Genomic DNA, 24,625 nt, shown 5'->3' with positions numbered 1-24,625 from the left:
GGGCCCCGAGCGGTGGCACGACGACGCGGAGGGGCAGACGCGGCTCTGTGGTCACGGCCCGATGCACCACCAACGGGCTCACGCTGTCAGCTGGGTTTCCGCCCTGCGGGCCCCCCGGAGACGAAGGCCGCTGACCGGGCGCGGCGGCAGCGTCGCGGACACGGCGAAGGGGACCGGCCACCGGCCGGTCCCCTTCGTCACGCACTGTTCAGCCGCCCGCGCGGGCTACGCCGGGCCAGGTGCCCGGCGCCGCTCCGCCCTGGATCAGCTGCATCCGCTGGTCGAGCCGCATCCCTCGCAGATGTAGCAGGACCCGGCGCGCTGCATCTTCGTGCCGCACGAGAAGCACAGCGGTGCGTCCGCACTGATGCCGAGCTGCATCTCGACCAGTTCGGCCGAGGTGTGGGCGGCCTTGGGGGCCGGCTTCTCCGCGACGGTCTCCTCGGGCGAGGCGACGGCCTTCAGCGGCTCCACGTGGACGGGAGCGGACTGGGCCAGCCCCTCCACGTCGAGGTCGTCCTCCCCGAAGGCCGGCTCGTACGAACCGGTGTCGAGGTGGCGCTGACGCTCCTCGGCCGAGTGGATGCCGAGCGCGGAGCGCGTCTCGAACGGCAGGAAGTCGAGCGCCAGGCGGCGGAAGATGTAGTCGACGATCGACTGCGCCATCCGCACGTCCGGGTCGTCCGTCATGCCGGCCGGCTCGAAGCGCATGTTGGTGAACTTGGAGACGTAGGTCTCCAGCGGCACGCCGTACTGCAGACCCACCGAGACGGCGATCGAGAAGGCGTCCATCATGCCGGCGAGGGTGGAGCCCTGCTTGGACATCTTCAGGAAGACCTCGCCGAGACCGTCGTCCGGGTAGGAGTTGGCGGTCATGTAGCCCTCGGCGCCGCCCACCGTGAACGAGGTGGTGATGCCGGGACGGCCCTTGGGCAGACGCTTGCGGACCGGACGGTACTCGACGACCTTCTCGACGGCCGTACGAATGGTGTCCTCGGCCTTGGCGGTGACCGCCTCCTTCTCCTTCTCCTTGGTCTTGGCGGAGAGGGGCTGGCCGACCTTGCAGTTGTCGCGGTAGATCGCGAGCGCCTTGACGCCCATCTTCCACGCCTCGAAGTAGACCTCCTCGACGTCCTCGACGGTGGCCGTCTCCGGCAGGTTCACCGTCTTGGAGAGCGCGCCGGAGATCCACGGCTGGATCGCCGCCATCATCCGCACGTGGCCCATGGCCGAGATGGAGCGCTCGCCCATCGCGCAGTCGAAGACCTCGTAGTGCTCGTTCTTGAGGCCGGGGGCGTCGATCACGTTGCCGTGGTCGGCGATGTGGGCGACGATCGCCTCGATCTGCTCCGGCTGGTAGCCGAGGCGGCGCAGCGCCTGCGGGACCGTGCCGTTGACGATCTGCATCGAGCCGCCGCCGACGAGCTTCTTGAACTTGACCAGGGCGAGGTCGGGCTCGAGGCCGGTGGTGTCGCAGGACATCGCGAGACCGATGGTGCCGGTCGGGGCGATGACCGACGCCTGGGCGTTGCGGAAGCCGTTCTTCGCGCCGAGGCGGATCACGTCCTGCCAGGCCTCCGTGGCGGCGGCCCAGATCGGCGAGTCCAGGTCGTCGACGCGGACGGCCACGGCGTTGGCGTCCGAGTGCTGCTTCATGACGCGCTGGTGCGGATCGGCGTTACGGGCGTAGCCGTCGTACGGGCCGACGACCGCGGCGAGCTCGGCGGAACGCCGGTAGGACGTACCGGTCATCAGCGAGGTGATGGCTCCGGCGAGCGCGCGGCCGCCGTCGCTGTCGTACGCGTGGCCGGTGGCCATCAGCAGGGCGCCCAGGTTGGCGTAGCCGATGCCCAGCTGCCGGTAGGCGCGGGTGTTCTCGCCGATCTTCTGGGTCGGGAAGTCCGCGAAGCAGATCGAGATGTCCATCGCGGTGATGACCAGCTCGACGACCTTGGCGAAGCGCTCCGCCTGGAACGACTGGTGGCCCTCGCCGTCGTCCTTGAGGAACTTCATCAGGTTCAGCGAGGCCAGGTTGCACGAGGTGTTGTCCAGGTGCATGTACTCGCTGCAGGGGTTCGAGCCGTTGATGCGGCCGGACTCCGGGCAGGTGTGCCAGTGGTTGATGGTGTCGTCGTACTGGATACCGGGGTCGGCGCACGCCCAGGCGGCCTCGGCCATCTTGCGGAAGAGGGACTTCGCCTCGACCTCTTCGATGACGTCACCGGTCATCCGGGCACGCAGCCCGAACTTCCCGCCGCTCTCGACGGCCTTCATGAACTCGTCGTTCACACGGACCGAGTTGTTGGCGTTCTGGTACTGGACGGACGTGATGTCGTCGCCGCCCAGGTCCATGTCGAAGCCCGCGTCACGCAGGGCGCGGATCTTCTCCTCCTCCTTCACCTTGGTCTCGATGAAGTTCTCGATGTCGGGGTGGTCGACGTCGAGGATGACCATCTTGGCCGCGCGGCGCGTGGCGCCACCGGACTTGATCGTTCCTGCGGAGGCGTCGGCACCACGCATGAAGGAGACCGGGCCGGAGGCGTTGCCCCCGGAGGAGAGCAGCTCCTTGGAGGAGCGGATGCGGGACAGGTTCAGGCCTGCGCCGGAACCGCCCTTGAAGATCATGCCCTCTTCCTTGTACCAGTCGAGGATCGACTCCATGGAGTCGTCGACGGCCAGGATGAAGCAGGCCGAGACCTGCTGCGGCTGCGGGGTCCCGACGTTGAACCACACCGGCGAGTTGAAGCTGAAGATCTGGTGCAGGAGGGCGTAGGCCAGCTCGTGCTCGAAGATCTCCGCGTCGGCGGGCGAGGCGAAGTAGTTGTAGTCCTCGCCGGCCTTCCGGTAGGTCTTCACGATCCGGTCGATCAGCTGACGCAGACCGGTCTCCCGCTGCGGCGTGCCGACAGCCCCCCGGAAGTACTTGCTGGTGACGATGTTGACCGCGTTCACCGACCAGAAGTCGGGGAACTCGACGCCACGCTGCTCGAAGTTGATCGAGCCGTCGCGCCAGTTGGTCATGACGACGTCACGGCGCTCCCACGCGACCTCGTCGTACGGGTGCACGCCGGGGGTCGTGTGGATGCGCTCGATGCGCAGGCCCTGCTTGGTCGCAGTCGACTTGGCTCCCTTGGTGCGGGAACCCCGTGCCGGGCCGCTCGCCGTCTCTGTCATGCCGCCTCCCATATGTGGGCAAAAACGCCCTGAAGTGCCCAGTTCTTCCCAGGGCACAGTGTGTGTCTGATGCTCCGGGCGCCGCGCACAGCGCCTCGGAACAGGTCTGGTGCCGCCCGCCACCGGCCCGCAGCCCCTGCGGGGCCGGTCAGGTGATCAATCAGCGGCGACTGCGGCGGGGGCGGGGACCTCCGGGGTCCCCCCGCTCCCGCATTGCTCTGCGCGGGGCCGCTGGTCGCGGAGCTCCGCGATGGCGGCCTCGAAGTCGTCGAGCGAGTCGAACGCCCGGTACACCGACGCGAAACGCAGGTACGCGACCAGGTCGAGTTCCTGCAGGGGGCCGAGTATGGCGAGACCCACGTCGTGCGTCGTCAGCTCGGCACTCCCGGTGGCACGCACCGCCTCCTCGACCCGCTGGCCGAGCTTCGCCAGGGCATCCTCGGTGACCGGACGCCCCTGGCACGCCTTACGGACCCCCGAGATGACCTTGGTGCGACTGAAGGGCTCGGTCACGCCGCTGCGCTTGACCACCATCAGCGAGCAGGTCTCCACCGTCGTGAAGCGACGGGAGCAGTCGGGGCACTGCCGGCGCCGTCGGATCGACGTCCCGTCGTCCGTCGTGCGACTGTCCACGACCCGGCTGTCGGGGTGCCTGCAGAAGGGGCAGTGCATGTCTCCGAACCCTCCTTCACAGCACGACTGAATAGCCCTCCGGGGTCCGTCACGGACCCTCGAGGACAGCCCCAAGCATAGGCGATGAACCAGACCCCGAAGGCCCGGGGACCACTACTTATGGGCGGCGATAGCAGTGCAACCACTACATCTAGGGTTTTGCTCCACCCCTACCCCCCGCGCGTGTCGCGCTTCCCGAAGGGCCGGGGGGCAGCCTACGGCCCGCCACGAGGGTACGGGAAACGCACTCCCGCCCCGGCCGCGGGGGGCACCCGCGACAGCTCGGGGCGGCCCGCCGCGGCACGCCGGGGCCACACCCCCCGAGGCGGGATCGGGCCGGCGGAACGCTAGCGTGATCCCTGACGGTCTGCGCACCGCGCCGGGCCCGCCGGCGCCATCTCATACACCTCTCGGCAAGCCCGTGACAGCCCTTTATTTGTTTTTCACTCGAACGTGTGTTTGGCGCAACCTTTCGAAAGCTACTACCGTTGCCTAACCAGGGAGACCATTCGAGAGGGGCCGACGTGACCACCACCGCAGACAGTGCCACCATCACCGCCCAGGACCACCGCTCCCAGGGCCGACTTGAGCCGGTACATGCCATGAATGACGCAGTCATGAACGCGGAGGGGCCGGAGCCCACGCGACCCGCACGCTCCTTGCCCGGCCGTCCCCCAGGGATCCGGGCGGACAGCTCGGGGCTCACGGACAGGCAGCGGCGCGTGATCGAGGTGATCCGGGATTCCGTGCAGCGGCGGGGTTATCCCCCGTCGATGCGCGAGATCGGCCAGGCGGTGGGGCTGTCCAGCACCTCGTCCGTCGCCCACCAGCTGATGGCCCTGGAGCGCAAGGGCTTCCTGCGCCGCGACCCCCACCGTCCCCGGGCCTACGAGGTCAGGGGCTCGGACCAGCCCAGCACGCAGCCGACGGACACGACCGGGAAGCCCGCCGCCTCGTACGTGCCCCTGGTCGGACGGATCGCGGCCGGAGGCCCGATCCTCGCCGAGGAGTCCGTCGAGGACGTCTTCCCGCTCCCCCGCCAGCTCGTCGGTGACGGCGAGCTCTTCGTGCTGAAGGTCGTCGGCGACTCGATGATCGAAGCCGCGATCATGGACGGGGACTGGGTCACCGTGCGGCGTCAGCCCGTCGCGGAGAACGGCGACATCGTGGCGGCCATGCTGGACGGCGAGGCGACGGTCAAGCGATTCAAGCGCGAGGACGGTCATGTGTGGCTTCTTCCGCACAACTCCGCCTACCAGCCGATTCCCGGTGACGAGGCGACGATCCTGGGCAAGGTCGTGGCGGTGCTGCGGCGGGTGTGATCCCCGCCGGTTCGGACCGGGCCCCGGGATCTCTGCGCCGATCCCGGGGTCCTGACATGTCCTCCACCGATCCCAGGGGTTCCTGAAACGTCTGCCGCCGACCCTGGTGCCCCGAAGCGTCTGCCGCCCCTCCTTGGTGCCGGGTCGAGGCCCGGCACCAAGGAGGGGCTCCCCTCACTACGCGGTCCTGGCCGCCGCGTCGATGGCCGCCAGCGAGCGGCGTGCCTGGTTCCGGTCGGTCGTGTACCAGAAGTCCGGCAGCGAGGCGCGGAGGTAGCTGCCGTACCGGGCGTTCGCGAGCCGGGGGTCGAGCACCGCGACCACACCCTTGTCGCCCATGGCCCGGACGAGCCGGCCGGCGCCCTGTGCCATCAGGAGCGCCGCGTGGGTCGCCGCCACCGCCATGAAGCCGTTGCCGCCGGCTTCCTCGACCGCCTTCTGGCGCGCACTCATCAGCGGGTCGTCCGGCCGGGGGAACGGAATCCGGTCCATGACCACGAGCTGGCAGCTCGGGCCGGGGACGTCGACGCCCTGCCAGAGGGACAGCGTCCCGAACAGGCAGGTCTCGGGGTCTGCGGCGAAGTTCTTGATGAGCTCCCCGAGGGTCTCCTCGCCCTGCAGCAGAACCGGCTTGTCCTGCCGGCCCCGCATCTCCTCGGCTGCCGCCTGGGCCGCCCGCATGGACGAGAACAGTCCCAGGGTGCGGCCGCCCGCCGCCTCCACCAGCTCGGCGAGCTCGTCGAGCATGTCCGTGCGGGAACCCTCCCGGCCGGGCGTGGCCAGGTGCCGGGCGACGTAGAGGATGCCCTGCCTCGGATAGTCGAACGGCGAGCCGACGTCGAGCCCCTTCCACTGCGGGATGTCGTCCCCGGCCGTGCCCTCGGGTGCGAGTCCGAGCGACGCCCCGACGCCGTTGAAGTCGCCGCCGAGCTTGAGCGTGGCCGAGGTCAGCACCACCGAGCGGTCGGCGAACAGCTTCTCGCGCAGCAGACCGGACACGGACAGCGGTGCGACGCGGACCGACGCGCCGAAGCGGTCATGGCGCTCGTACCAGACGACGTCGTACTCGGAGCCCTGGGTGATGCGCTCCGCGACGCCGTGGATGGACTCGACCGACGCCATGGCCTGCTTGCGGACCGCGTCCTCGTCCTGGACGGACTTGTCCCTGGTGCCGCCGAGAGCGGAGAGCACCGTGCGCGCGGCGTCACGCAGCGCCATCAGCGCGTAGCCGAGGTCTTCCGGCACCTCTTCGAGGCGCCCCGGGAGGGCGAGCTCCATGACCCGCTCGAAGCCCTCCGACGCGGTCAGCAGGGCGTCGGCCGCCTTCTCGTTGACGAGCTTCGCCGCACGCCGCACGGCCCGGTTCACCTGGCCGGGGTTGAGTTCGCCGGTCGCCACTCCGGTGACCCGCGAGACCAGCTCGTGCGCCTCGTCGACGATGAGCACCTCGTGCTTGGGGAGCACGGGCGCCCCCTCGATCGCGTCGATCGCGAGCAGGGCGTGGTTGGTCACGACGACATCGGCGAGCTTGGCCCTCTCGCGGGCCGCCTCCGCGAAGCACTCGGCACCGTACGCGCACTTGGTGGCGCCGAGGCACTCGCGGGAGGAGACGGAGATCTGGGACCAGGCACGGTCCGAGACACCCGGCGTCAGGTCGTCACGGTCGCCGGTCTCCGTCTCGTCCGACCAGTCGCGCAGGCGCAGCAGGTCCTGGCCCAGCTTGCTCGACGGCGCCGCCGCCTCGAACTGGTCGAAGAGCCCCTCCTCCTCGTCCTGCGGCGCCCCTTCGTGGAGCCGGTGCAGACAGAGGTAGTTCGACCGGCCCTTGAGCATCGCGAACTGGGGCCGCCGGCGCAGCAGCGGGTGCAAGGCCTCGACCGTACGGGGGAGGTCCCGCTCCACGAGCTGGCGCTGAAGGGCGAGCGTCGCCGTGGCCACCACGACCCGCTCACCGTGGGCCAGCGCCGGCACCAGGTAGCCGAGGGACTTGCCCGTGCCGGTTCCGGCCTGGACGAGCAGATGGGCGTTGTCGTCGACGGCCTCGGCGACGGCCTCGGCCATGGAGACCTGGCCGGGCCTTTCCGTACCGCCGACGGCGGCGACGGCGGCGTGGAGGAGCTCGGGGAGAGATGGCTTCGTCATAGCCCGTCCACCCTAAGGCTCCCCACTGACACCATCGAGCGGTCCCGGACTCACGCCGAGGGGTGCAGCGGGTTGGGGACCACGCCGTGAACGGCGGCGTGCGGGCGCTCGGGCCGGTCGCGGTAGCCGTCCAGATGCAGACGGTTGCGGTTGAGGCACAGGCGCTCGATCGTCGGCGTCAGCATGTCGAAGATCTCGAACCGCTCCTTCAGCTCGGGGAAACGGGCGTGGTGGCGGAGGATCTCGGCACGGACGAGTGACCAGAATTCACCCTCCGGTACGTCCAGCTGTTCCTCGCAGAGCGGGGAGAGGTAGCGGAAGACGCCCACGAACAGCCCGGAGTGGATGAACTGGGTCAGGAAGGAGGGGTCCTCCGTCAGCAGGATGTCCCGGACACCCTCCGGCATCGTGTCGTGCTCGGGCAGCCGACGCGCGCTGACGTTCACGTCGTCGACGAAGTCCTTGATCGCGAGGCGGACCGGTACGTCGTTCTCGTCGAAGACCACGATGGCGTTCTCGCCATGGGGGGAGAACACCGTGCCGTAACGATAGAGGAAGTGCAGGAGCGGGGGCAGCAGGGCGGCGAAGAGCCGGGTCAGCCAGGCCGCCGGGGCCAGTCCGGAACGGCTGACGAGCTCGGCGGTGAAGGAACGGCCGCCGGGGTCCGTGTGCAGCAGCGAGGCCAGCGTACGGGCGCGTTCACCGGGTGCGAGCCTCGGCTGGAGGGGCTCCCGCCAGATCGCCCCGAGGATCTCCTTGAACTGGTAAGGCGACTCGGGGAGATGGTCGTAGAGGGGGTGCTCGACCGTCACCGAGGCCACCTCCCCCAGCAGGATGACGCCGCACGTGTCGCGGAGGAACGGATCGGCCTCGCACAGTCCCTGCACCCACGCGGTGACCTCGGGGGCGGCGAGGGTGCGTTCGGTGGGCAGGCCGCGCCAGACGAGGGTGTTGAGGATCGAGAGCGGCAGTTTGACCGTGTGCCGGTCGAGCCGCCCGACATTGGTGAAGGTCCGGATGGACTGCTGCGGCAGCCGGAGGTCGTCGTCGGTGTGCAGGGGCACGATGTCGCCGTCCGCGACGGCGGGGGCGAAGAGCGGGACGATCCACTCGTCCCACTGCCACGGGTGCACGGGGAGGAACAGGTACTCCGCGGGGTCGAGCCCCCTGCCGCGCAGCACGGCGGTGAAGGACTCGCTGACGCCCGGGTCCAGTTCGTGGCCGTAGAGGTCCCCGGGATCGGCCACACGGCCCACTCCCCGGTAGCTCGCTATGCGCGTGCTGACGGCGATCCACGGCAGTACGGTGGCGGACCGCGCCTCCGGGGCGAAGCGGGCGGCGTCGGCGGCGGAGAATCCGATGCGGCCCTTGTTCGCGACGAGCCAGGGGTGTCCCGTCTGGTGGCCTTCGAGCTCGGCGTAGGGGAGCCCGGCGAGCTCCGCGGCACTGAGGGCCGAGTGGTCGAGCCGGGCGTCGGCCGTGAGTGTGGCGGTCAGTTCACGGATGAGGTGGCCGAGCGTGGCCCCGTCGAGGCCGAGGAGCCGGCGGCCACGGGCGAGGAACCGCAGCGGGTCGTGGAAGGGTGTCCCGCCCCCGGCGCCCTCGCGGATCGTCGTGGGGTCCACGCGCCAGCTCCCGTAGACACCGCGCCGTGCCCGGAAGGACAGCGCTGTGCCGTCGTCGAGAGCCAGGGTGTAGTCGCCGGGCGACCCGGCACCCTCATCCGTCACCGGCAGCGGACGGATGACTTCCTCGTACGCGAACTCGCCGATCATCTTGGCGAGCAGCCTCGCCGCCGCCCGGTCCCAGACGGCCCGGTTGAGCTCCGGGGTGTCGAACGAAGTGTGAGGTTCCGCCGGATGACGGCTCGCAGGATATGTCGGCACGGGGACTCCTCCGGGTGGGACCGATGGGGTTCGAGCGGGCTGGGCGGTAGTGCGAGTTGTTCACAGCTGGTCACGATGGGCTCGGTCACGCACCATCAGGGCGGCGCGCTTGTCGGGCAGGTCCACTTCCCCGCAGAATCGGAATCCGGCGCTCAGGAAGGCGGACACGGACGGGGTGTTACGCAGGTCGGGCTCCGCGACGACCCGGGCGCAGAGCGGACGGTTGTCCAGCACGAGGTCGGAGACGGCCCGGAGCAGCCGGGAGCCGATGCCCCGTCCACGGTTGCCCACACCGCCGATGAGGAGATGGACGCCCACGTCGTTGGGCCGTGCGGGGTAGTGGCGGGCCAGAGGGTCCAGATCCGCCCGGTAGATCTCCCAGTAGCTCATGGGTGAGCCGTCGAGGACCCCGAGGCAGGGCACGCTGCGGCCGTCCCCGGCGAGCTGGTGCCCCAGGTGTGCGGCGGTGACCGATTCCGGTCCTGCCAGCTCCCAGAAGGCGGCGACCGCCGGATCGTTCATCCAGCGGCTGATCGTCGCGAGGTCGCGCTCCGCCTCCACCGCGACGAGCTGGAACTCCCCGGCCGGAGTGGTGACCGGGCTCCATGTGCCGGGACTGCCCACGAGAGCGGAGGAGTCGGCCGCCTCGGGGACGGCGGGGCCGTCACCGAGCAGGGCGAGGAGCTCTTCCGTGAGCCGCAGCTCCAGGGTGTCCTCGGAACCGGTGGCGTCGGACGGGTCGGCACCGGTCCCGGCGGGGGCATCGGCGTGATGCACCGTGACACTCTCCTCTCGTGGGTTCGGGCGGTCCTGACTCTCAGCCTCGGAGGGGGTTGGCGATGGTGACGTAGACGGACTGGGTGTCGACCGGCCCGACCAGTTCGTCGAGGCCGTGCATCCGGGTCATCAGATTGGCCTTGCAGCGCAGCTGGCCGGTCTCCAGCAGGTACGCGGGCAGGGGCGAGCCCAGTGACGCGGCGCCTTCGAGGAAGCGGCGGAACGCGGCGAGCAGCAGCCTTTCGTCCGCGAGGCGTTGGGCTCCGAAGGCCCCGATCAGCCCGAACACGTTGTTGATGCCCAGGTAGTAGGCGAGCCGCTCGTCGGTGACGGCGTCGGAGACGAACGTGTCGCTGACGGCTCCGATGCCGGGGAGCCGGCGCTCGAGCGCGCTCCGGTGGGACTCGCGGAAGTAGTACCCCTGGTTGTCGCGGTACCTGCCGCCCACGGGCCAGCCGTCGTGGTCGAGGAGCACGAGCGTGTTCTGCTGGTGCGCCTCCAGGGCGACCCCCGCGTGGGCGTCGAGCCAGAGGACGGGAAGGACGACCCGGTCGAGGTAGCGCAGGAACCACTCGGCGCACACGGCCCCGGTCGCCCGGCCCGTGCGGGCGGCCAGCGAGGAGATGGTGTCGGCGAGCCGCGAGTGCGTACCGGAACGGCCGGGCCACGGGCGGGGGGCGGTGAGGCTCGCGACGCACACCGCGTCGTCGTCCGGGCCGAAGGGGTTGTGGCGCAGCATCACGTCGAGGCCGGGGGCGGGGCTTCCGTCCGGGTAGTCGACGGCCAGCCACGCGGGGTCCCGGACGATGTCGAAGCCCGGGTGCGCCTCCCGCCAGCGGTCGGCCAGCCCGGTGCGGAGCAGCCGGTGGACCTCGGCTCCGCGGTGGAGCTCCTTACGAAGGTTCTCCCTGCGGGAGTTGGTGATGCGTACGCCCAGGGACAGCTTGAGCATCAGGTCGGTTCCGGGCCGGTGCACGGTACGGACGGAGGAGGTGGGGTGCCAGCGCTCCCCGTACGGGCCGAGGTCGTGCAGGAGGCCCTTCTCGCACAGCGCCACGACCTCGGGGCGGCGCAGGACCTCCGTGGCCTGCCACGGGTGGAGCGGGAGGGCCGCGGTCCCCCGGGGGAGACTCAGCCCGTCGGCGTGGGGCGCGAGGAGCGCCTCGGCGGCCACCGGCCGACCGGCCTTCGTCCACGACGAGTCCGAGGCCAGCACGGAGCGGTCCACGGCCACCCAGTGGAGCGGGAAGGAGCCGCGCAACTCGGGCGAGTAGAGCAGGACTTCGGACTCGGAGAGTCCTTCGCGGCTCTTGGGCGTGGGGTGCAGGGGGTGGCCGAGGACGAGGGACTGTTCGGCGGCGAGGAAGAGATCCGCCTCGGACGACGCGTCGGGCGCGCCGCGCCGGTCCGCGATGAAGGCAGCGGTGTGCCGCACGGAGTCGGCCACCCTGGCCACCAGGTCGACCCCGGCACTCCGCTCGCTCTCACGGCTCAGCAGCGCGGCCACGGTCACGGCGTCGGCGCCCGGGGCACCGACGGGCGCGTTCTCGAGCACCGGAGAGCCGAAGCGGTGCCAGCCTGTAGCGGACCAGTGGGCGACCGGGACCAGCAGGGCCGTGCCGCTCGCGGGCAGCGGGATGCGCAGGGTGTCCCCGTGCGGCCGGGGCAGGTCGTTCTCCCTGGTCCAGCAGCGCAACAGGTTCTCCGTGCCGGCGGAGTCCGCGGCCCGGAGCGGATCCGGATGGTCCAGCGGGTCCGGATGGTCCCAGGCGTCCGCGTGGCCGGGCCGGGCGGCGAATGCGGCTCCGGCCGGGCAGTCCGCTCCGGCACGCGGGGGTCCGTGGGGTCCGGCCTTCTGGCGCGGCACGGTCGTCGACTCGACGGCGAGCAGCCCGTCAGGGAGGTCATGTCCTCGCTGCTGGCTGGTGAGGGGGCCGTCGGCCTCGGGCGCAGGGGTGGGATTCACGGCGGTCTTCCTGTGAGGGGTCCGGGATCAGCGGGTCGGCCCGGCAGCGGCCCGGCGGTACGGAGAACGCTCGGCCGCTCTCAGCGCGTCGGCGAGACGGTCGACGACAGCCGTCGCCTGCTCGTCGGTGAGAGTGAGGGGAGGCAGCAGACGGACCACGGCGCTGTGCCGTCCTCCGACTTCCACGATGAGCCCCCGGTGCAGGCACTCCTGTTGCACCGCCGCGGCGAGGGCGGGATCGGGCGGCGGAGCCGCGCCGCTCTCCGCCGTGACGGCGACCGGCTCGGCCTCGGGGTCCACGAGCTCGATGCCGAGCATCAGACCGCGGCCCCGGACGTCACCGATGCTCGGATGGTCGGCGCTCAGCGCCTGGAGCCTGGCGAGCATGCGCGCGCCCAGCGTCCCCGCGCGCTCCGCGAGCCGGTTCTCCCGTACATACGCGAGGGTCGCGGCTCCGGCCGCCATGGCCAGCTGGTTCCCCCGGAAGGTACCGGCGTGCGCCCCCGGCCGCCAGAGGTCGAGCCCGGAACGGTAGACGATCACCGCCAGGGGCAGCGAGCCGCCGATGGCCTTCGAGAGCACCATGACGTCGGGTACGACCCCGCTGTGCTCGACCGCCCAGAACGTGCCGGTCCTGCCGACCCCGGTCTGCACCTCGTCCGCGATCAGCGCGATCGAACGCTCCTGGGTGATCTCCCGCATCCGGCGCATCCAGCCGACCGGAGCGGGATTCACCCCGCCCTCGCCCTGGAGGGGCTCCAGGATCATGCCGGCCGGCGCGGGCACACCCCCCTTGGGGTCGTCCAGGAGGTGTTCCGTCCAGCGCGCGGCGATCTCCGCACCGCGCTCCCCGCCGACTCCGAAGGGGCAGCGGTAGGTGAGCGGGAAGGGGAGCCTCGTCACCCCCGCGTCCGTGGCGCCTCCCGAGGCGGCCAGCGCTCCCGCGGTCATGCCGTGGTACGCGCCGGTGAAGGCGAGGAGTCCACTGCGCCCGCTCGCCACCCGCACCAGCTTGAGCGCGGCCTCGACGGCGTCCGTGCCCGCCGGACCGCAGAACTGGATGCGGGCGTCGTCGGCGAGCTCCCGCGGCAGCGTGGAGAACAGCTCGGTCGTGAAGGCGTCCTTGACCGGGGTGGCGAGGTCGAGCACGTGCAGCGGGGCGCCCGAGTCGATGACCTTCCTGATGGCCTCGAGCACCACGGGGTGGTTGTGACCGAGCGCCAGGGTGCCCGCCCCTGACAGACAGTCGAGATAACGCCGGCCGTCGGCTCCCTCGATGGTCATGCCCCGCGCGCGCACGGGCACGATCGGCAGGGACCGCGCATAGGTGCGGGCAGCCGATTCGCGCAGCGCCTGACGCCGCAGGATCCCCTCGTGCGCGGGGGGAATCGCCACCGGAGCTGGTTCGGTCACGGCCACGGCTGTCGGTCCTCCTGCGGTAACAGTTGCGTTGCGCCTCGGTACGGCCTCTTCGAGGGCGGATGCGGCAATGAACGCGGTCCGGGTGTCCCCCGTACGTACCAACGACGCGAACGGCAGGAGATCACGGGTAAATCGGAAGATCCTTGCGCAGCGGAACCGCGGCCCTGCCGCGCGCCGTCCCCATCGGCACCGGCATAGTAGGGGCCGCACCCGGGAAGGAGCCGCCGCTCCGGGAGTGTGCGCCGCACCCCGCCGTGCCGTGCCCGCGTGTCCCGAGTCCGCAGTGCAGTAACGAAGTCAGTGACGAAGTCCCAGGGGGATCACCAGATGCGACCCATGCGCCCGATCGACACCGCACGCCGCGGGGGGAGTGTCCGCCGCGCCCCCCGGGTGTTCGCCGCCTCCGCCCTCGCGGCCGTGCTGACGCTCACCGCCACGGCCTGCGGGCCGGAGGAGGACGGCGCGGCCGGCGAGCCGAGCAGTTCCACCGGCCAGGCGGCCGACGGGAAGGTCGTGATCCCGGACGACCTCAAGGACCGTCTCAAGGAGCACGGGATCGACCTCGACTCGTGGAGGGACGGCGAGTGGAGGAACTGGGACAGGGACAAGTGGCTGCGTGAGGCCAAGGACTACGTCAACCCGATCATCGAGGACCTCTGGGACCCGGACCGGATGCGGGAGGCGGACAAGCCCCCGGAGAACCCCGTCGACAACGACATCTCCGGCGACGAGGGCGTGACGGATCCGACCCCCTCCCCGGTCGAGGCGGCGAACCTGGGTACGCCCTACCACGACAGCGCGCCGACGTCCGGCAAGCTGCTGTTCGACGGCCCCGAGGGTTCGATGGTCTGCTCGGCGACCGTGGTGCAGGACCCGGCCCACCCGGGCAAGTCCAACATGGTGTGGACCGCCGGCCACTGCGTGCACGCGGGCAAGAACGGCGGCTGGTACCGCAACATCGCCTTCGTCCCGTCGTACAACGACAGCGGCCTGTCGACGGCGGAACTGGAGAACGCCTCGAAGGAGCAGATCGCTCCGTACGGCGTGTGGTGGGGCCAGTGGGCGCAGACCTCCGACCAGTGGATCAACCAGGGCGCCGCGACCGGAGGGCAGGGCGCTCCGTACGACTTCGCCGTGCTCCAGGTCGCTCCGGAGAAGGGATCGACGGGCAAGTCCCTGGAGGAGACCGTCGGTTCGGCACTCCCGGTCGACTTCAACGCCCCGGCCGTCCCGCAGATCGACAGCATGACGGCGACCGGCTACCCGGCCGCCCCGCCCTACGACGGCCAGAAGGCCCTGCAGTGCACCGATGAGCCGGGGCGCCTCGCCGTGTTCGAGGCACAGCCGACGATGTACCGCATCGGCTGCACGATGACCGGTGGTTCCTCGGGCGGCGGCTGGGTCGCGAAGGGCCAGGACGGCAAGCCGGCCCTGGTCTCCAACACCTCCATCGGCCCGGTGATGGCAGGCTGGCTGGCCGGCCCCCGGCTGGGCAAGGAGGCCGAGGGCGTCTACCAGGCGGTCAGCAAGAAGTACGCGGGGCGGTAGGACCGCGGTACGCGGGCCCCGGCGCGGCAGCCGTCGTGCCGGGGCCCGCGCGCGAGCCGGGCCCGCGCAGGAGAACCGGCCCGCACACGCAGGAGGCCGGGCACCCCAGTGACTGGGGTGCCCGGCCTCCTGCGTGTCTGCCGCGTCAGTGGGCGGCGGGGACGAAGACCGCGAGCTCCGCCCCCAGCTCCTCGTGGACACGTGCCCTGAGCAGGGTGCCCTCCGGGGTGTGCTCCTCGGAGATCACCTCACCCTCGGCGTGCACCCGGGAGACCAGCCCGCCCTGGATGTACGGCACGAGCGCCTCGATCTCCACGGACGGCCGCGGCAGCTCGGCGTCGATGAGCGCGAGCAGCTCGTCGATCCCCGCGCCGGTCCGTGCCGACACCGCGATCGCGTGCTTCTCGGTGCGCAGCAGGCGCTGGAGCACCAGCGGGTCCGCGGCGTCCGCCTTGTTGATCACGACGATCTCGGGTACGTCGACGGCGCCGACCTCCCGGATCACCTCACGCACGGCGGCGAGCTGCTCCTCGGGCACCGGGTGCGAGCCGTCCACCACGTGCAGGATCAGGTCGGACTCGCCGACCTCCTCCATGGTGGAGCGGAAGGCCTCGACGAGGTGGTGGGGCAGGTGCCGCACGAACCCGACGGTGTCCGCCAGGGTGTAGATGCGGCCGCTCGGTGTCTCGGCCCGGCGCACGGTCGGGTCGAGGGTCGCGAACAGGGCGTTCTCCACGAGGACACCCGCTCCGGTGAGGCGGTTGAGCAGCGACGACTTGCCCGCGTTGGTGTATCCGGCGATGGCCACCGAGGGCACCTTGTTGCGCTTGCGCTCCTGGCGCTTGATCTCCCGGCCGGTCTTCATCTCCGCGATCTCCCGGCGCATCTTCGCCATCTTCTCGCGGATCCGTCGCCGGTCGGTCTCGATCTTGGTCTCACCGGGACCACGGGTGGCCATGCCGCCACCGCCGCTGGAGCCGCCGCCGCCCATCTGACGGGACAGGGACTGACCCCAGCCGCGCAGGCGCGGCAGCATGTACTGCATCTGCGCCAGCGACACCTGCGCCTTGCCCTCACGGGACTTGGCGTGCTGGGCGAAGATGTCGAGGATCAGGGCGGTCCTGTCGACCACCTTGACCTTGACGACGTCTTCCAGGTGGATCAGCTGGCCGGGGCTGAGCTCACCGTCGCAGACAACGGTGTCGGCCCCGGATTCGAGAACGATGTCCCGCAGCTCCAGCGCCTTGCCCGAGCCGATGTAGGTGGCCGGGTCGGGCTTGTCGCGCCGCTGGAACACGGCGTCGAGCACCTGGGCGCCGGCCGTCTCGGCCAGTGCCGCGAGCTCCGCGAGGGAGATCTCCGCGTCATGGACGGTCCCCGATGTCCAGACACCGACGAGTACCACACGCTCCAGGCGCAGCTGCCGGTACTCGACCTCGGTGACGTCCTCGAGCTCGGTGGAGAGACCGGCGACGCGGCGCAGCGCCGCGCGCTCCGAACGGTCGAACTGCTCGCCGTCCCGCTCTCCGTCGATCTCGTGGCTCCAGGCGACGTCCTCTTCCATCAGGGCGTCGGCCCGAAGGCTCTCGGTGAGGCTCTCGGAGGTGGCTTCCGGGGCGCTCTGCGCGTCCTGCGCGTCCTGGGGAAGGGAAGAAGAGGAGGTCATTGGATCCTTACGTCGATAGAAGTCCGTTACGTCAGTCACAACGTGTGACCCCGCCGGAAGATTCCCCCGGGGGAGACCGACCGGCCGGCCGCCGTGCCGACGCGTCGATAGTGGCATGTCCCCGCCCGGCGCGTCACTCGGGTTTCGGTGCTCTGGCGGGGCTCCGCCCGGCCGCGGCGTCCCGGGGCGCGTCGGTACGCCAGTCCGGGTGGCCCGGCATCGGCGGGGTCTTCGTCCCGTACAGCCAGCCGTCGAAGAACGCCGTCAGGTCCCGGCCCGCGAGCGTGGACGCGAGGGTGGTGAACTGCTGGGTGGTGGCCGATTCGTCGCGGTGGGCACGTACCCACGTCCGCTCCAGGCGGTCGAACGCGGCCTCACCGATCTCCTCGCGCAGGGCGTACAGGATGAGCGCGCTCCCGTCGTACACGACGGGCCTGAACAGGCTGATCTTGTGGTCGGGAGTAGGGACGTCGGGGCGGGCGGGAGGGCCGCCGGCTGCGCGCCACGTGTCGGAGCGCGCGTAGGCCTCCCGCATCCGCCGCTCCAGGGGCTTCTTCGCGTGCTCCTCGGCGTAGCGGGCCTCGTACCAGGTGGCGTGTCCCTCGTTGAGCCAGAGATCGGACCAGGACCGCGGGGAGACGCTGTCGCCGAACCACTGGTGGGCCAGCTCGTGGACCATGACCGAGTCGACGTACCACGCGGGGTACCCCGCGTCGGTGAACAGGGAACGCTCGAAGAGGGAGAGCGTCTGGGTCTCCAGTTCGAAGCCGGTCTCGGTGTCGGCGACCAGCAGTCCGTACGTCTCGAACGGGTACGGCCCCACCTGCTTCTCCATCCACTCCAGCTGCGCCGGGGTCTTCTTCAGCCAGGGCTCCAGCTTCTCGCGGTCGGCCGCGGGCACCACGTCGCGTACCGGCAGGCCACGCGGCCCGGTGCGGTGCAGGACCGCGGAGCGGCCGATGGACACCTGGGCCAGTTCGGTCGCCATGGGGTGCTCGGTGCGGTAGGTCCAGGTGGTCGTGTCCGCGTGGTGCCGCTGTCCGGCGGGAAGGCCGCCCGCCACCACCGTGAACTGCTTCGGGGCGGTCACCCGGAAGGTGAAGTACGCCTTGTCGGCGGGGTGGTCGTTGCCGGGGAAGACGCGGTGTGCGGCATCGGCCTGGTTCGCCATCGCGAGACCGTCGGCGGTGGGGACCCAGCCCCCGTTGGCCTTGTCCCCGGTGGGGTCGCTCGTGTGCCGGACGGTGATCCGTACGGGTGCCCCGTCCGGGAGCGGGACGGGCGCGTCGACGACCAGGTCCTCGCCGGCGGTGGCGAACTCCGCATCCAGGCCGTTGACTTCGACGGAACGTACGGCGCCGCGGGCGAAGTCGAGGTTGATCCGGTCCAGGGGTGCCGTGGTCCGCGCGTCGATGGTGGTGACGGCATCGAGGGGTGCGGTGTTGCTGCCCTTGTAGGTGAACGAGATGTCGTACGCGAGGACGTCGTAGCCCGGGTTGCCGAGATGGGGGAACAGTCGGTCACCGATGCCGAGCGGCTCGGGTGCGGGCAGGGTGGCGGCGACGAGGGTGACCGACGCGGTGGCCAGCAGAGCGGCACGCAGTCGGCGCGAGGTGAGCGGCATGGACTACGGCTACCAGCGCTCACCGCCCACACGGGTGTGGCGCGCGCCGCACCACCCGAACGGGGTCGACGGGACGCGGCAAGGAGAGGCCCCCGGGGGCGGGCCGTCAGCCCGTCGCGGCGGGCTGCTGGGCCCGGCTCACGTCGTACACGCCGGGTACGTCGCGCATGGCGCGCATGAGGCCCGGCAGCCCTGCCGCGTCGGGCAGCTGCAGCGTGTAGGTGTGCCGGACGCGCTGCTCGGTGGGCGGCTCGACGGTCGCCGACACGATGGCCGCTTCCGCGGTCGCGATGGCCTCGGTGAGGTCGGCGAGGAGGCGGGGCCGGCCGAAGGACTCGGCGACGAGGGTGACGCGGTAGTCGGTGGTGCCGCTCCAGTCGCCCGGGTCGCTCCAGCGGGCCCCCACGGCGGCCCGGCCGGTGTTCCGCATGCGGGTCACCGCGGGGCACTCCTCGCGGTGGACCGTCACGGCCCCGCCGCGCACGGTGAACCCGACGATGCCGTCGGGCGGCACCGGGGTGCAGCAGCCGGCGAGCCGGACCGGCGCACCCGGCGCGTCGACGGCCACGCTCGGAGCCCTTCCCGCCGTCCTGCCCCGGCTGCTCTGCGGCTCGTCGGCCGGCTGGGCGTGCGGCCGCGGTGCGTCCGGCCGGCTCCGCTGGGCGCCTTGCGCGCTCTCGGGATGCGTGTCGAGCCATGCCGTGATCGCGATCCGGGCGGCGGGGGTTCGGGCGTGGTCGAGCCACTCCGGGGAGGGGCCGGACGAGGCGTCCTGGGCGAGCAGCAGCTGCACGGTGTCGCCGTCGTTCAGGACGGTGCTGAGCGTGGCCAGCCGGCCGTTGACCCGGGCTCCGATGCAGCCGTGCGCCTCTTCCCCGTACTGCGCGTAGGCGGCGTCGATACAACTGGCGCCGGCGGGCAGCCCGAGCCTCCCCCCGTCGGTGCGGAAGACGGTGATCTCCCGGTCCTGAGCGAGGTCGGCGCGGAGCGTGGCCCAGAACGTGTCCGAGTCGGTGGCGGACTCCTGCCAGTCGAGGAGACGGGAGAGCCATCCGGGCCGGGTCGGGTCGGCGCGCTCGCCGTCGGCAGGTTCGGCCTGGTGCGCCGTGGTGCTGCCGTCCTGGGTGTACGGATTGCCGAGCGCGACGACGCCCGCCTCCGCCACCTTGTGCATGCGGTGCGTCCGGATGAGGACCTCGGCGACGGCGCCCTCGGGTCCGACCACCGCGGTGTGCAGGGACTGGTAGAGGTTGAACTTGGGGGCCGCGATGAAGTCCTTGAACTCGGAGATCACCGGGGTGAGACAGGTGTGGAGCTCGCCCAGGACCGCGTAGCAGTCGGCGTCCTCCCCCACCAGGACGAGCAGCCGTCCGAAGTCGGTGCCCCGCATCTCGCCGCGTTTCATCCGTACCCGGTGGACGGACACGACGTGCCGGGGTCTGATGAGTACGTCGGCGCTGATGCCGGCGTCGCGCAGCGTGGTCCTGACGCTGTCGGCGATCTCGGTGAGCGGGTCCTGCGCGCCTTCCCAGGCGGAGATGAGGACCTGGGTGCGCTCGTACTCCTCGGGGTGGAGGATGGCGAAGACGAGGTCCTCGAGCTCCGTCTTGAGCGCCTGCACACCGAGACGTTCGGCGAGGGGGATGAGCACGTCGCGGGTGACCTTGGCGATCCTGGCCTGTTTCTCGGGGCGCATGACACCGAGGGTCCGCATGTTGTGCAGCCGGTCGGCCAGTTTGATCGACATGACCCGGACGTCGTTGCCGGTCGCGACGAGCATCTTCCGGAAGGTCTCGGGCTCGGCTGCGGCGCCGTAGTCGACCTTCTCGAGCTTGGTGACGCCGTCGACCAGGTAGCAGACCTCGTCACCGAACTCCTCCCGCACCTGATCGAGGGTCACCTCCGTGTCCTCGACCGTGTCGTGGAGGAGGGAGGCCGTCAAGGTCGTTGTCTCCGCGCCCAGTTCGGCGAGGATCAGAGTCACCGCCAGCGGATGGGTGATGTACGGCTCACCGCTCTTGCGCATCTGTCCGCGGTGGGAGGACTCGGCGAGGACGTAGGCCCTGCGCAGGAGGGAGAGGTCGGCGTCGGGGTGGTGCGCTCGGTGTGCCTCCGCGACGTGCCCGATGGCGTCGGGCAGCCGGTCACGGGAGACCGGCCCGAGCAGGGCGACACGGCCCAGCCTGCGCAGATCGATCCGTGGACGACCGCGCTTGCGAAGGGGAGCACCTGGATTGGTGGCCTCTGCGCTCATGGGGCACCTCCGGCAACGTCGACCGGCGGTGGAGAGGAGCGGATGCACCTCCGGGCCGGTGCTTGATGCTATCGACCCCACCACGTGGCGCAGTCCCGCTCTCGCTCAGCGTGAAACGGATCACCCATTCGAGCGAAGCTCTAACCGATCACCGTTTCGAGCCAGGAGGGGTCGATCACCCCTTCGGCGACGATCACCGCAGGTCCCGTCATGTCGATCCCGCCGTCCGGGAATTCGGTGATCATCAGGGTGCCGCCGGGCAGATCCACGGTGTAGGTGGCGGGGGCGCCGGTCAGCGCGGGGTCCACACCGTCCCTGCGTGCGGCCGCCACGGCCACGGCGCAGGCGCCGGTGCCGCAGGAGCGGGTCTCGCCGGAGCCGCGCTCATGGACCCGCATGGCGACGTGCCGCGGCCCGCGGTCGGCGACGAACTCGATGTTGACCCCGTCCGGGTAGACGGACTGCGGGCTGAACGGCGGTACGGAGCGGAGCTCCCCGGCGTGTGCCAGGTCCTCGACGAACGCGACGGCGTGCGGATTGCCCATGTTCACGTTGCGGGCCGCCCAGCTCCGGCCGCCGACCGTGACCGTGACACCGTCCTCCGGGAGCTCGGCACGCCCCATGGAGACGGTGATGTCACCGTGCTTGGCGATGTGCACCCGCTTGACCCCGCCCCGGGTCGCGACGGCCAGATCACCTTCGGCGACGAGGCCGGCGCGCCGCAGGTGGTGGGCGAAGACGCGCACCCCGTTGCCGCACATCTCCGCGATGGAGCCGTCGGCGTTGCGGTAGTCCATGAACCACTCGGCCTGCTCGGCCATGCCCCGGGCCTCGGGGTGTGCCGCGGACCGCACGACGTGCAGCAGCCCGTCGCCGCCGATGCCCGCCCGGCGGTCGCAGAGCCGGGCGACGACGGAGGCCGGCAGGTCGAGGGCGTTGTCCGGGTCGGGAACGATCACGAAGTCGTTCTCGGTGCCGTGGCCCTTGAGGAAGGAGATCTGCGAAGTGCTCACGAGCCAACTGTACGAGGCTTCGCCGACGGGCCGCCGATCCGGGTCCGGGCAGGTCAGCGGAGCCGGGCCACGCGCCAGACGGCCAGGGCCACCAGTACGGCGCAGACCGCCACGTACAGCGCGACCATGCGCCAGTCGGGGCGCTCGTCCGATCCCCGGCCGGGCAGGCCGGGCCAGGTGTGGCCCACGCGGCGCGCCGCCATCATGCCCCAGCCCGCGGCGCAGCAGCTGATCAGCAGTCCCAGCATCGCCACGACGGCACCGCCGCCGCCGAACTCGAACGCGAGGGGGAAGGCGAACATCAGGGAGCCGACCGCCGCCAGGCCCACGATGGGCGCGAGCTGCCAGATCCGCAGCCTGCGGGCGGGGCGGAGCTCGACCTCGACCTCGGGGGCCACCTGGTGTTCGTCCGGCCCGTCAGGGCTCAGGCGTCCTGCCTCGTGCTGCGTACCCGGTGCATCTCGGTCTGTGTCGCGAGGGCCGGCCTCCATCGCCACGCGCCCTCCCAACTCGGACTCCACTGGTCGATCGATGCTCGATGATGGCACGGCGGAGACCGCCGAATTGACGGCCGGAGCTTCCCGATGCCATCACGTGATCAGGCTGTTACAGCGCCGCTTCAGGGTTTATGCAGGTCAGACGCGTGCTGCTAGTCGGCGAGTCAGCGGCAGGTCAGCAATAGCCGCAGGTCAGCGCCGGATTGACCGGCCGCGACCATCCGGAGAAGGGACCATGTCGAACAAGCTTGCGCGGGGCGCGAGGAGCCTCTTCAGGCCCTGAGAGCGCCCCGCCCGTCGAGCTTCCCGCACCTCTGCACGATCCGCTTCCGCGACACGCGATTTTCCACCGGTGTGGGACGCCGCACGCCTCGCTCCTCATGCAGGGGCCGGGTTTTGAACCAGCGGCCGCGACAGGGGGTCGCGTCTCGTTCGTCGACCGGTGATCACGAGCTGCAGCGCGAGACCGTGGTGGACGTCGGCCGCGGAGAGGCCGACGAGGACGGGCAGTCCGTTCGCGTCCGACAGGACGTGCGTCCTGGAACCCGCCGCACCTCGGTCCGCAGGGCTCGGACCTGTGAGATCGCTCCCGCTTCACCCCCAGGTGAGCTGAGTCGAGCCCGGGACGAGTCGAGCAGACCGGCGTCGTGCAGGCGGTGCAGGATCTCGTCGTGGAGCCGGCCCCGGACGCCGGCTCCGGACCGGATCAGGCACCTGCGGTGGCCCGTCGGCGTCGGCATCCGGAAGCTCGGCGGCAAGAGGAACAGTCCGACTCCACGCACTCAGCACCATGGCCGACCCGACGAGCTGGACCGCCGGAGGACATAGCCCTCCAACTCGACACAGGGCACGCCAATCTGACGCCCCGTCACCGTCGCAGTCGTCGAAGACGCCGTGCGAGGGCCATGACCCCCGACCCTCCGGCGCACCACCCATGCGCCGGGTCACCTCCTTCGTTCCCTTCGGCCCCGGCGTTCGCGAGCCCGACATCACATTGGCGCAACGAAGCCCGGCTTGGTCATGAACATGCTTGCCAGGTCGGCCGACCGGATGTGAAGATCCACTTCGCATAAATGATCTATCGATGGAGATCTGATGAAGAGCATCCGCTTCAAGAAGAAAGCAGCAGCCTTCGCTACGTCCTTCGCGGCCGTGGTGGCTGTGATGGCGACCGCCGGTCCGGCTCATGCGGCGGAGTACAAAGTCATGGACAACTGCGATGTTCCGTGGATCACCTGCTCGTACGGCGATCTGTGGCTGTTCTACAACACGAAGCAATTCGCCGTCCAGGACGGCTATATCAAGTCGGCGTTCACGAGCTTCTACGGCAACGTGTCCGACCACTCGGGTACGAGCCAGTACCAGGGATCGTCACTGACGACCTACCGGTATGTCTTCGGCAACGGCGGCAACGGCAACGGCGAATACATGAAGAACAATGCCGGGTCGGTACAGAACTGCGCCCGGGATGACAACTACCGCGTGTACTACAACTCCGGCTACGGCGGCACGTCCCAGTACTTCGCGAAGAACGGGCCCTACGGGGACTGCAACCTCACCGACCTGATCTCCGCTTTGCACAACAACAACGCATCCTCCCACTTCGGTTAAAGAAGGATTTCTCCGTGAAGCACACCAAGCGGATAGCCACCGCAGTAGCCCTGACCGCTTCGGCCTTCCTGGTCAGCGCCTGTTCCTCCGGCACGACTCAGGACACCACGAAGATCGCGGCCGACAGCAAGACGATCGTGAACAAGGCCAACTGGCCCGAGAAGGTCCCCACGAGTGGCCTGACCAAGAACCTGACCCTTCCGCTGGAGGAGTACATGGCTTCCTACGCGGATCAGGTCGCCGTCGAGCAGGCTGCCACCGATCTCCAGCAGTCCTGCATGAAGGAGTACGGCATCGAGCTGGCGTTGCCGCGAGCGGGCGCCAACCCCCCTCCCAGCGATAACGATGTCAACATCGAACGTCGCTACGGCATCACCGACCGGGCCGAAGCGCAGAAGTACGGCTACGAGCTCGCCCCCGCGCTGCGGGAGCACACCGAGCAGCCCCTGCGCGATCTGTCCGATGTCGAGGTCGAGATCCTGACCGGCCACACCAAGCCCGAACCTCTCAAGGCACCTGAGGGAACCAAGGCGGGAGTGACGTCGAGCAGCCCCGGCCAGGGCGTCAAGCCCGCTCGGGCCGAGCACAACGGGAAGAAGTTGAAGACGGGCGGCTGCATCGGCTGGTCCAAGGACCAACTCGGCGCGCAGGAAGCCGACCCGATCGCCGTGGCGGAGCTCGCCGGGGACAGCCTGACGCAGTCGATGCAGGACACCAAGGTCATCAAGGCCATCGGTGCGTGGTCTTCGTGCATGGACGGCAAGGGCCATGCGGGACTTGCCGATCCGTACAAGGCGATGGACCAGGGCGTCACGAACGACGGGCAGCCGTCGCAGGAGTCCATCGCCCTGGCGGTTGACGACATCGACTGCAAGACGCAGACAGATCTGGTCAAGGTCTGGTCCGATGTGGAGACCGCGATCCAGAACGAGCAGATCGCCGGCGACAAGAGCCGACTGACCGGGATCAAGTCGCAGCACGGCAAGGAAGTCGCTGCCGCGCGCAAGCAGATGGCTGCCTCCTCCCAGTGAGCGCAGGAGCAGCCCTGCCC

At 70.5% G+C, this 24,625-nt stretch carries 16 protein-coding genes; 4 read left to right on the top strand and 12 right to left on the bottom strand.

Annotated elements, in window-relative coordinates; translation table 11 throughout:
• Positions 1–264 precede the first annotated feature (264 nt).
• The gene (locus ACFC51_RS29250; RefSeq protein WP_376531685.1) at positions 265–3,174 is read right to left on the bottom strand and encodes a vitamin B12-dependent ribonucleotide reductase; all 2,910 of its coding nucleotides are present in this window, start codon (positions 3,172–3,174) and stop codon (positions 265–267) included.
• Between the two features lie 156 nt (positions 3,175–3,330).
• Complete coding sequence (gene nrdR, locus ACFC51_RS29245) at positions 3,331–3,846, bottom strand: transcriptional regulator NrdR (protein WP_376379259.1); 516 nt, start codon at positions 3,844–3,846, stop codon at positions 3,331–3,333.
• A gap of 524 nt (positions 3,847–4,370) precedes the next feature.
• On the opposite strand from nrdR, the gene lexA reads away from it, so the two are divergent.
• Positions 4,371–5,168: a transcriptional repressor LexA gene (lexA, locus tag ACFC51_RS29240; RefSeq protein WP_329233606.1), complete on the top strand. Its 798-nt coding sequence runs from the start codon at positions 4,371–4,373 to the stop codon at positions 5,166–5,168.
• 177 nt (positions 5,169–5,345) lie between these two features.
• Here lexA and ACFC51_RS29235 read toward each other — a convergent pair whose 3' ends face one another.
• From ACFC51_RS29235 to ACFC51_RS29215, 5 genes are read right to left on the bottom strand one after another with little or no spacing between them, the layout of a single operon-like run.
• A complete protein-coding gene (locus tag ACFC51_RS29235; RefSeq protein ID WP_376379262.1) occupies positions 5,346–7,310 on the bottom strand; it encodes an ATP-dependent DNA helicase in 1,965 nt (654 codons plus the stop codon).
• 50 nt (positions 7,311–7,360) lie between these two features.
• Positions 7,361–9,196 (bottom strand): IucA/IucC family protein, encoded by a 1,836-nt coding sequence (locus tag ACFC51_RS29230; protein WP_376531683.1) that lies wholly within the window; start codon positions 9,194–9,196, stop codon positions 7,361–7,363.
• 60 nt (positions 9,197–9,256) lie between these two features.
• A complete protein-coding gene (locus tag ACFC51_RS29225) occupies positions 9,257–9,973 on the bottom strand; it encodes a GNAT family N-acetyltransferase (RefSeq protein ID WP_376379268.1) in 717 nt (238 codons plus the stop codon).
• 40 nt (positions 9,974–10,013) lie between these two features.
• On the bottom strand, positions 10,014–11,939 hold the full coding sequence (locus tag ACFC51_RS29220) for an IucA/IucC family protein (RefSeq protein ID WP_376379271.1): 1,926 nt from the start codon (positions 11,937–11,939) through the stop codon (positions 10,014–10,016).
• A 27-nt stretch (positions 11,940–11,966) separates the two neighbouring features.
• Complete coding sequence (locus tag ACFC51_RS29215; RefSeq protein WP_376531682.1) at positions 11,967–13,358, bottom strand: diaminobutyrate--2-oxoglutarate transaminase family protein; 1,392 nt, start codon at positions 13,356–13,358, stop codon at positions 11,967–11,969.
• Between the two features lie 339 nt (positions 13,359–13,697).
• Here ACFC51_RS29215 and ACFC51_RS29210 point away from each other — a divergent pair, with 339 nt between their 5' ends.
• Complete coding sequence (locus ACFC51_RS29210) at positions 13,698–14,909, top strand: trypsin-like serine peptidase (protein ID WP_376531781.1); 1,212 nt, start codon at positions 13,698–13,700, stop codon at positions 14,907–14,909.
• 145 nt (positions 14,910–15,054) lie between these two features.
• On the opposite strand, the gene hflX is transcribed toward ACFC51_RS29210, so the two are convergent.
• The 5 genes from hflX to ACFC51_RS29185 all read right to left on the bottom strand — a co-directional run bounded on the left by hflX (position 15,055) and on the right by ACFC51_RS29185 (position 21,957).
• Positions 15,055–16,575: a GTPase HflX gene (hflX, locus tag ACFC51_RS29205; protein ID WP_376376409.1), complete on the bottom strand. Its 1,521-nt coding sequence runs from the start codon at positions 16,573–16,575 to the stop codon at positions 15,055–15,057.
• Between the two features lie 133 nt (positions 16,576–16,708).
• Positions 16,709–18,199: a M1 family metallopeptidase gene (locus ACFC51_RS29200; protein WP_376531681.1), complete on the bottom strand. Its 1,491-nt coding sequence runs from the start codon at positions 18,197–18,199 to the stop codon at positions 16,709–16,711.
• A gap of 106 nt (positions 18,200–18,305) precedes the next feature.
• Positions 18,306–20,453: a RelA/SpoT family protein gene (locus ACFC51_RS29195; RefSeq protein WP_376376413.1), complete on the bottom strand. Its 2,148-nt coding sequence runs from the start codon at positions 20,451–20,453 to the stop codon at positions 18,306–18,308.
• Between the two features lie 140 nt (positions 20,454–20,593).
• The gene (gene dapF, locus ACFC51_RS29190; protein WP_376376415.1) at positions 20,594–21,466 is read right to left on the bottom strand and encodes a diaminopimelate epimerase; all 873 of its coding nucleotides are present in this window, start codon (positions 21,464–21,466) and stop codon (positions 20,594–20,596) included.
• 53 nt (positions 21,467–21,519) lie between these two features.
• Complete coding sequence (locus ACFC51_RS29185) at positions 21,520–21,957, bottom strand: hypothetical protein (protein WP_376376417.1); 438 nt, start codon at positions 21,955–21,957, stop codon at positions 21,520–21,522.
• Positions 21,958–23,058: 1,101 nt separating this feature from the next.
• Between ACFC51_RS29185 and ACFC51_RS29180 the strand changes: the two genes are divergently transcribed.
• Both ACFC51_RS29180 and ACFC51_RS29175 read left to right on the top strand, forming a co-directional pair.
• Complete coding sequence (locus ACFC51_RS29180) at positions 23,059–23,574, top strand: hypothetical protein (RefSeq protein WP_376376420.1); 516 nt, start codon at positions 23,059–23,061, stop codon at positions 23,572–23,574.
• Positions 23,575–23,588: 14 nt separating this feature from the next.
• The gene (locus ACFC51_RS29175) at positions 23,589–24,605 is read left to right on the top strand and encodes a hypothetical protein (RefSeq protein ID WP_376531679.1); all 1,017 of its coding nucleotides are present in this window, start codon (positions 23,589–23,591) and stop codon (positions 24,603–24,605) included.
• Positions 24,606–24,625: the final 20 nt, after the last annotated feature.

It is taken from the genome of Streptomyces sp. NPDC055962 (genome assembly GCF_042270185.1).
In the GTDB taxonomy this organism is placed as follows: Bacteria; Actinomycetota; Actinomycetes; order Streptomycetales; family Streptomycetaceae; genus Streptomyces.
Note: the sequence above shows the minus strand (reverse complement) of the source record. Positions and strands in the feature narration are given on the sequence as shown.

Coding starts and splice junctions, on each gene's coding strand:
- ACFC51_RS29250 (WP_376531685.1), bottom strand. CDS start 3,174: ATGACAGAGACGGCGAGCGGCCCGGCACGGGGTTCCCGCACCAAGGGA.
- nrdR (WP_376379259.1), bottom strand. CDS start 3,846: ATGCACTGCCCCTTCTGCAGGCACCCCGACAGCCGGGTCGTGGACAGT.
- ACFC51_RS29235 (WP_376379262.1), bottom strand. CDS start 7,310: ATGACGAAGCCATCTCTCCCCGAGCTCCTCCACGCCGCCGTCGCCGCC.
- ACFC51_RS29210 (WP_376531781.1), top strand. CDS start 13,698: ATGCGCCCGATCGACACCGCACGCCGCGGGGGGAGTGTCCGCCGCGCC.
- hflX (WP_376376409.1), bottom strand. CDS start 16,575: ATGACCTCCTCTTCTTCCCTTCCCCAGGACGCGCAGGACGCGCAGAGC.
- ACFC51_RS29200 (WP_376531681.1), bottom strand. CDS start 18,199: ATGCCGCTCACCTCGCGCCGACTGCGTGCCGCTCTGCTGGCCACCGCG.
- ACFC51_RS29195 (WP_376376413.1), bottom strand. CDS start 20,453: ATGAGCGCAGAGGCCACCAATCCAGGTGCTCCCCTTCGCAAGCGCGGT.
- ACFC51_RS29185 (WP_376376417.1), bottom strand. CDS start 21,957: ATGGAGGCCGGCCCTCGCGACACAGACCGAGATGCACCGGGTACGCAG.
- ACFC51_RS29180 (WP_376376420.1), top strand. CDS start 23,059: ATGAAGAGCATCCGCTTCAAGAAGAAAGCAGCAGCCTTCGCTACGTCC.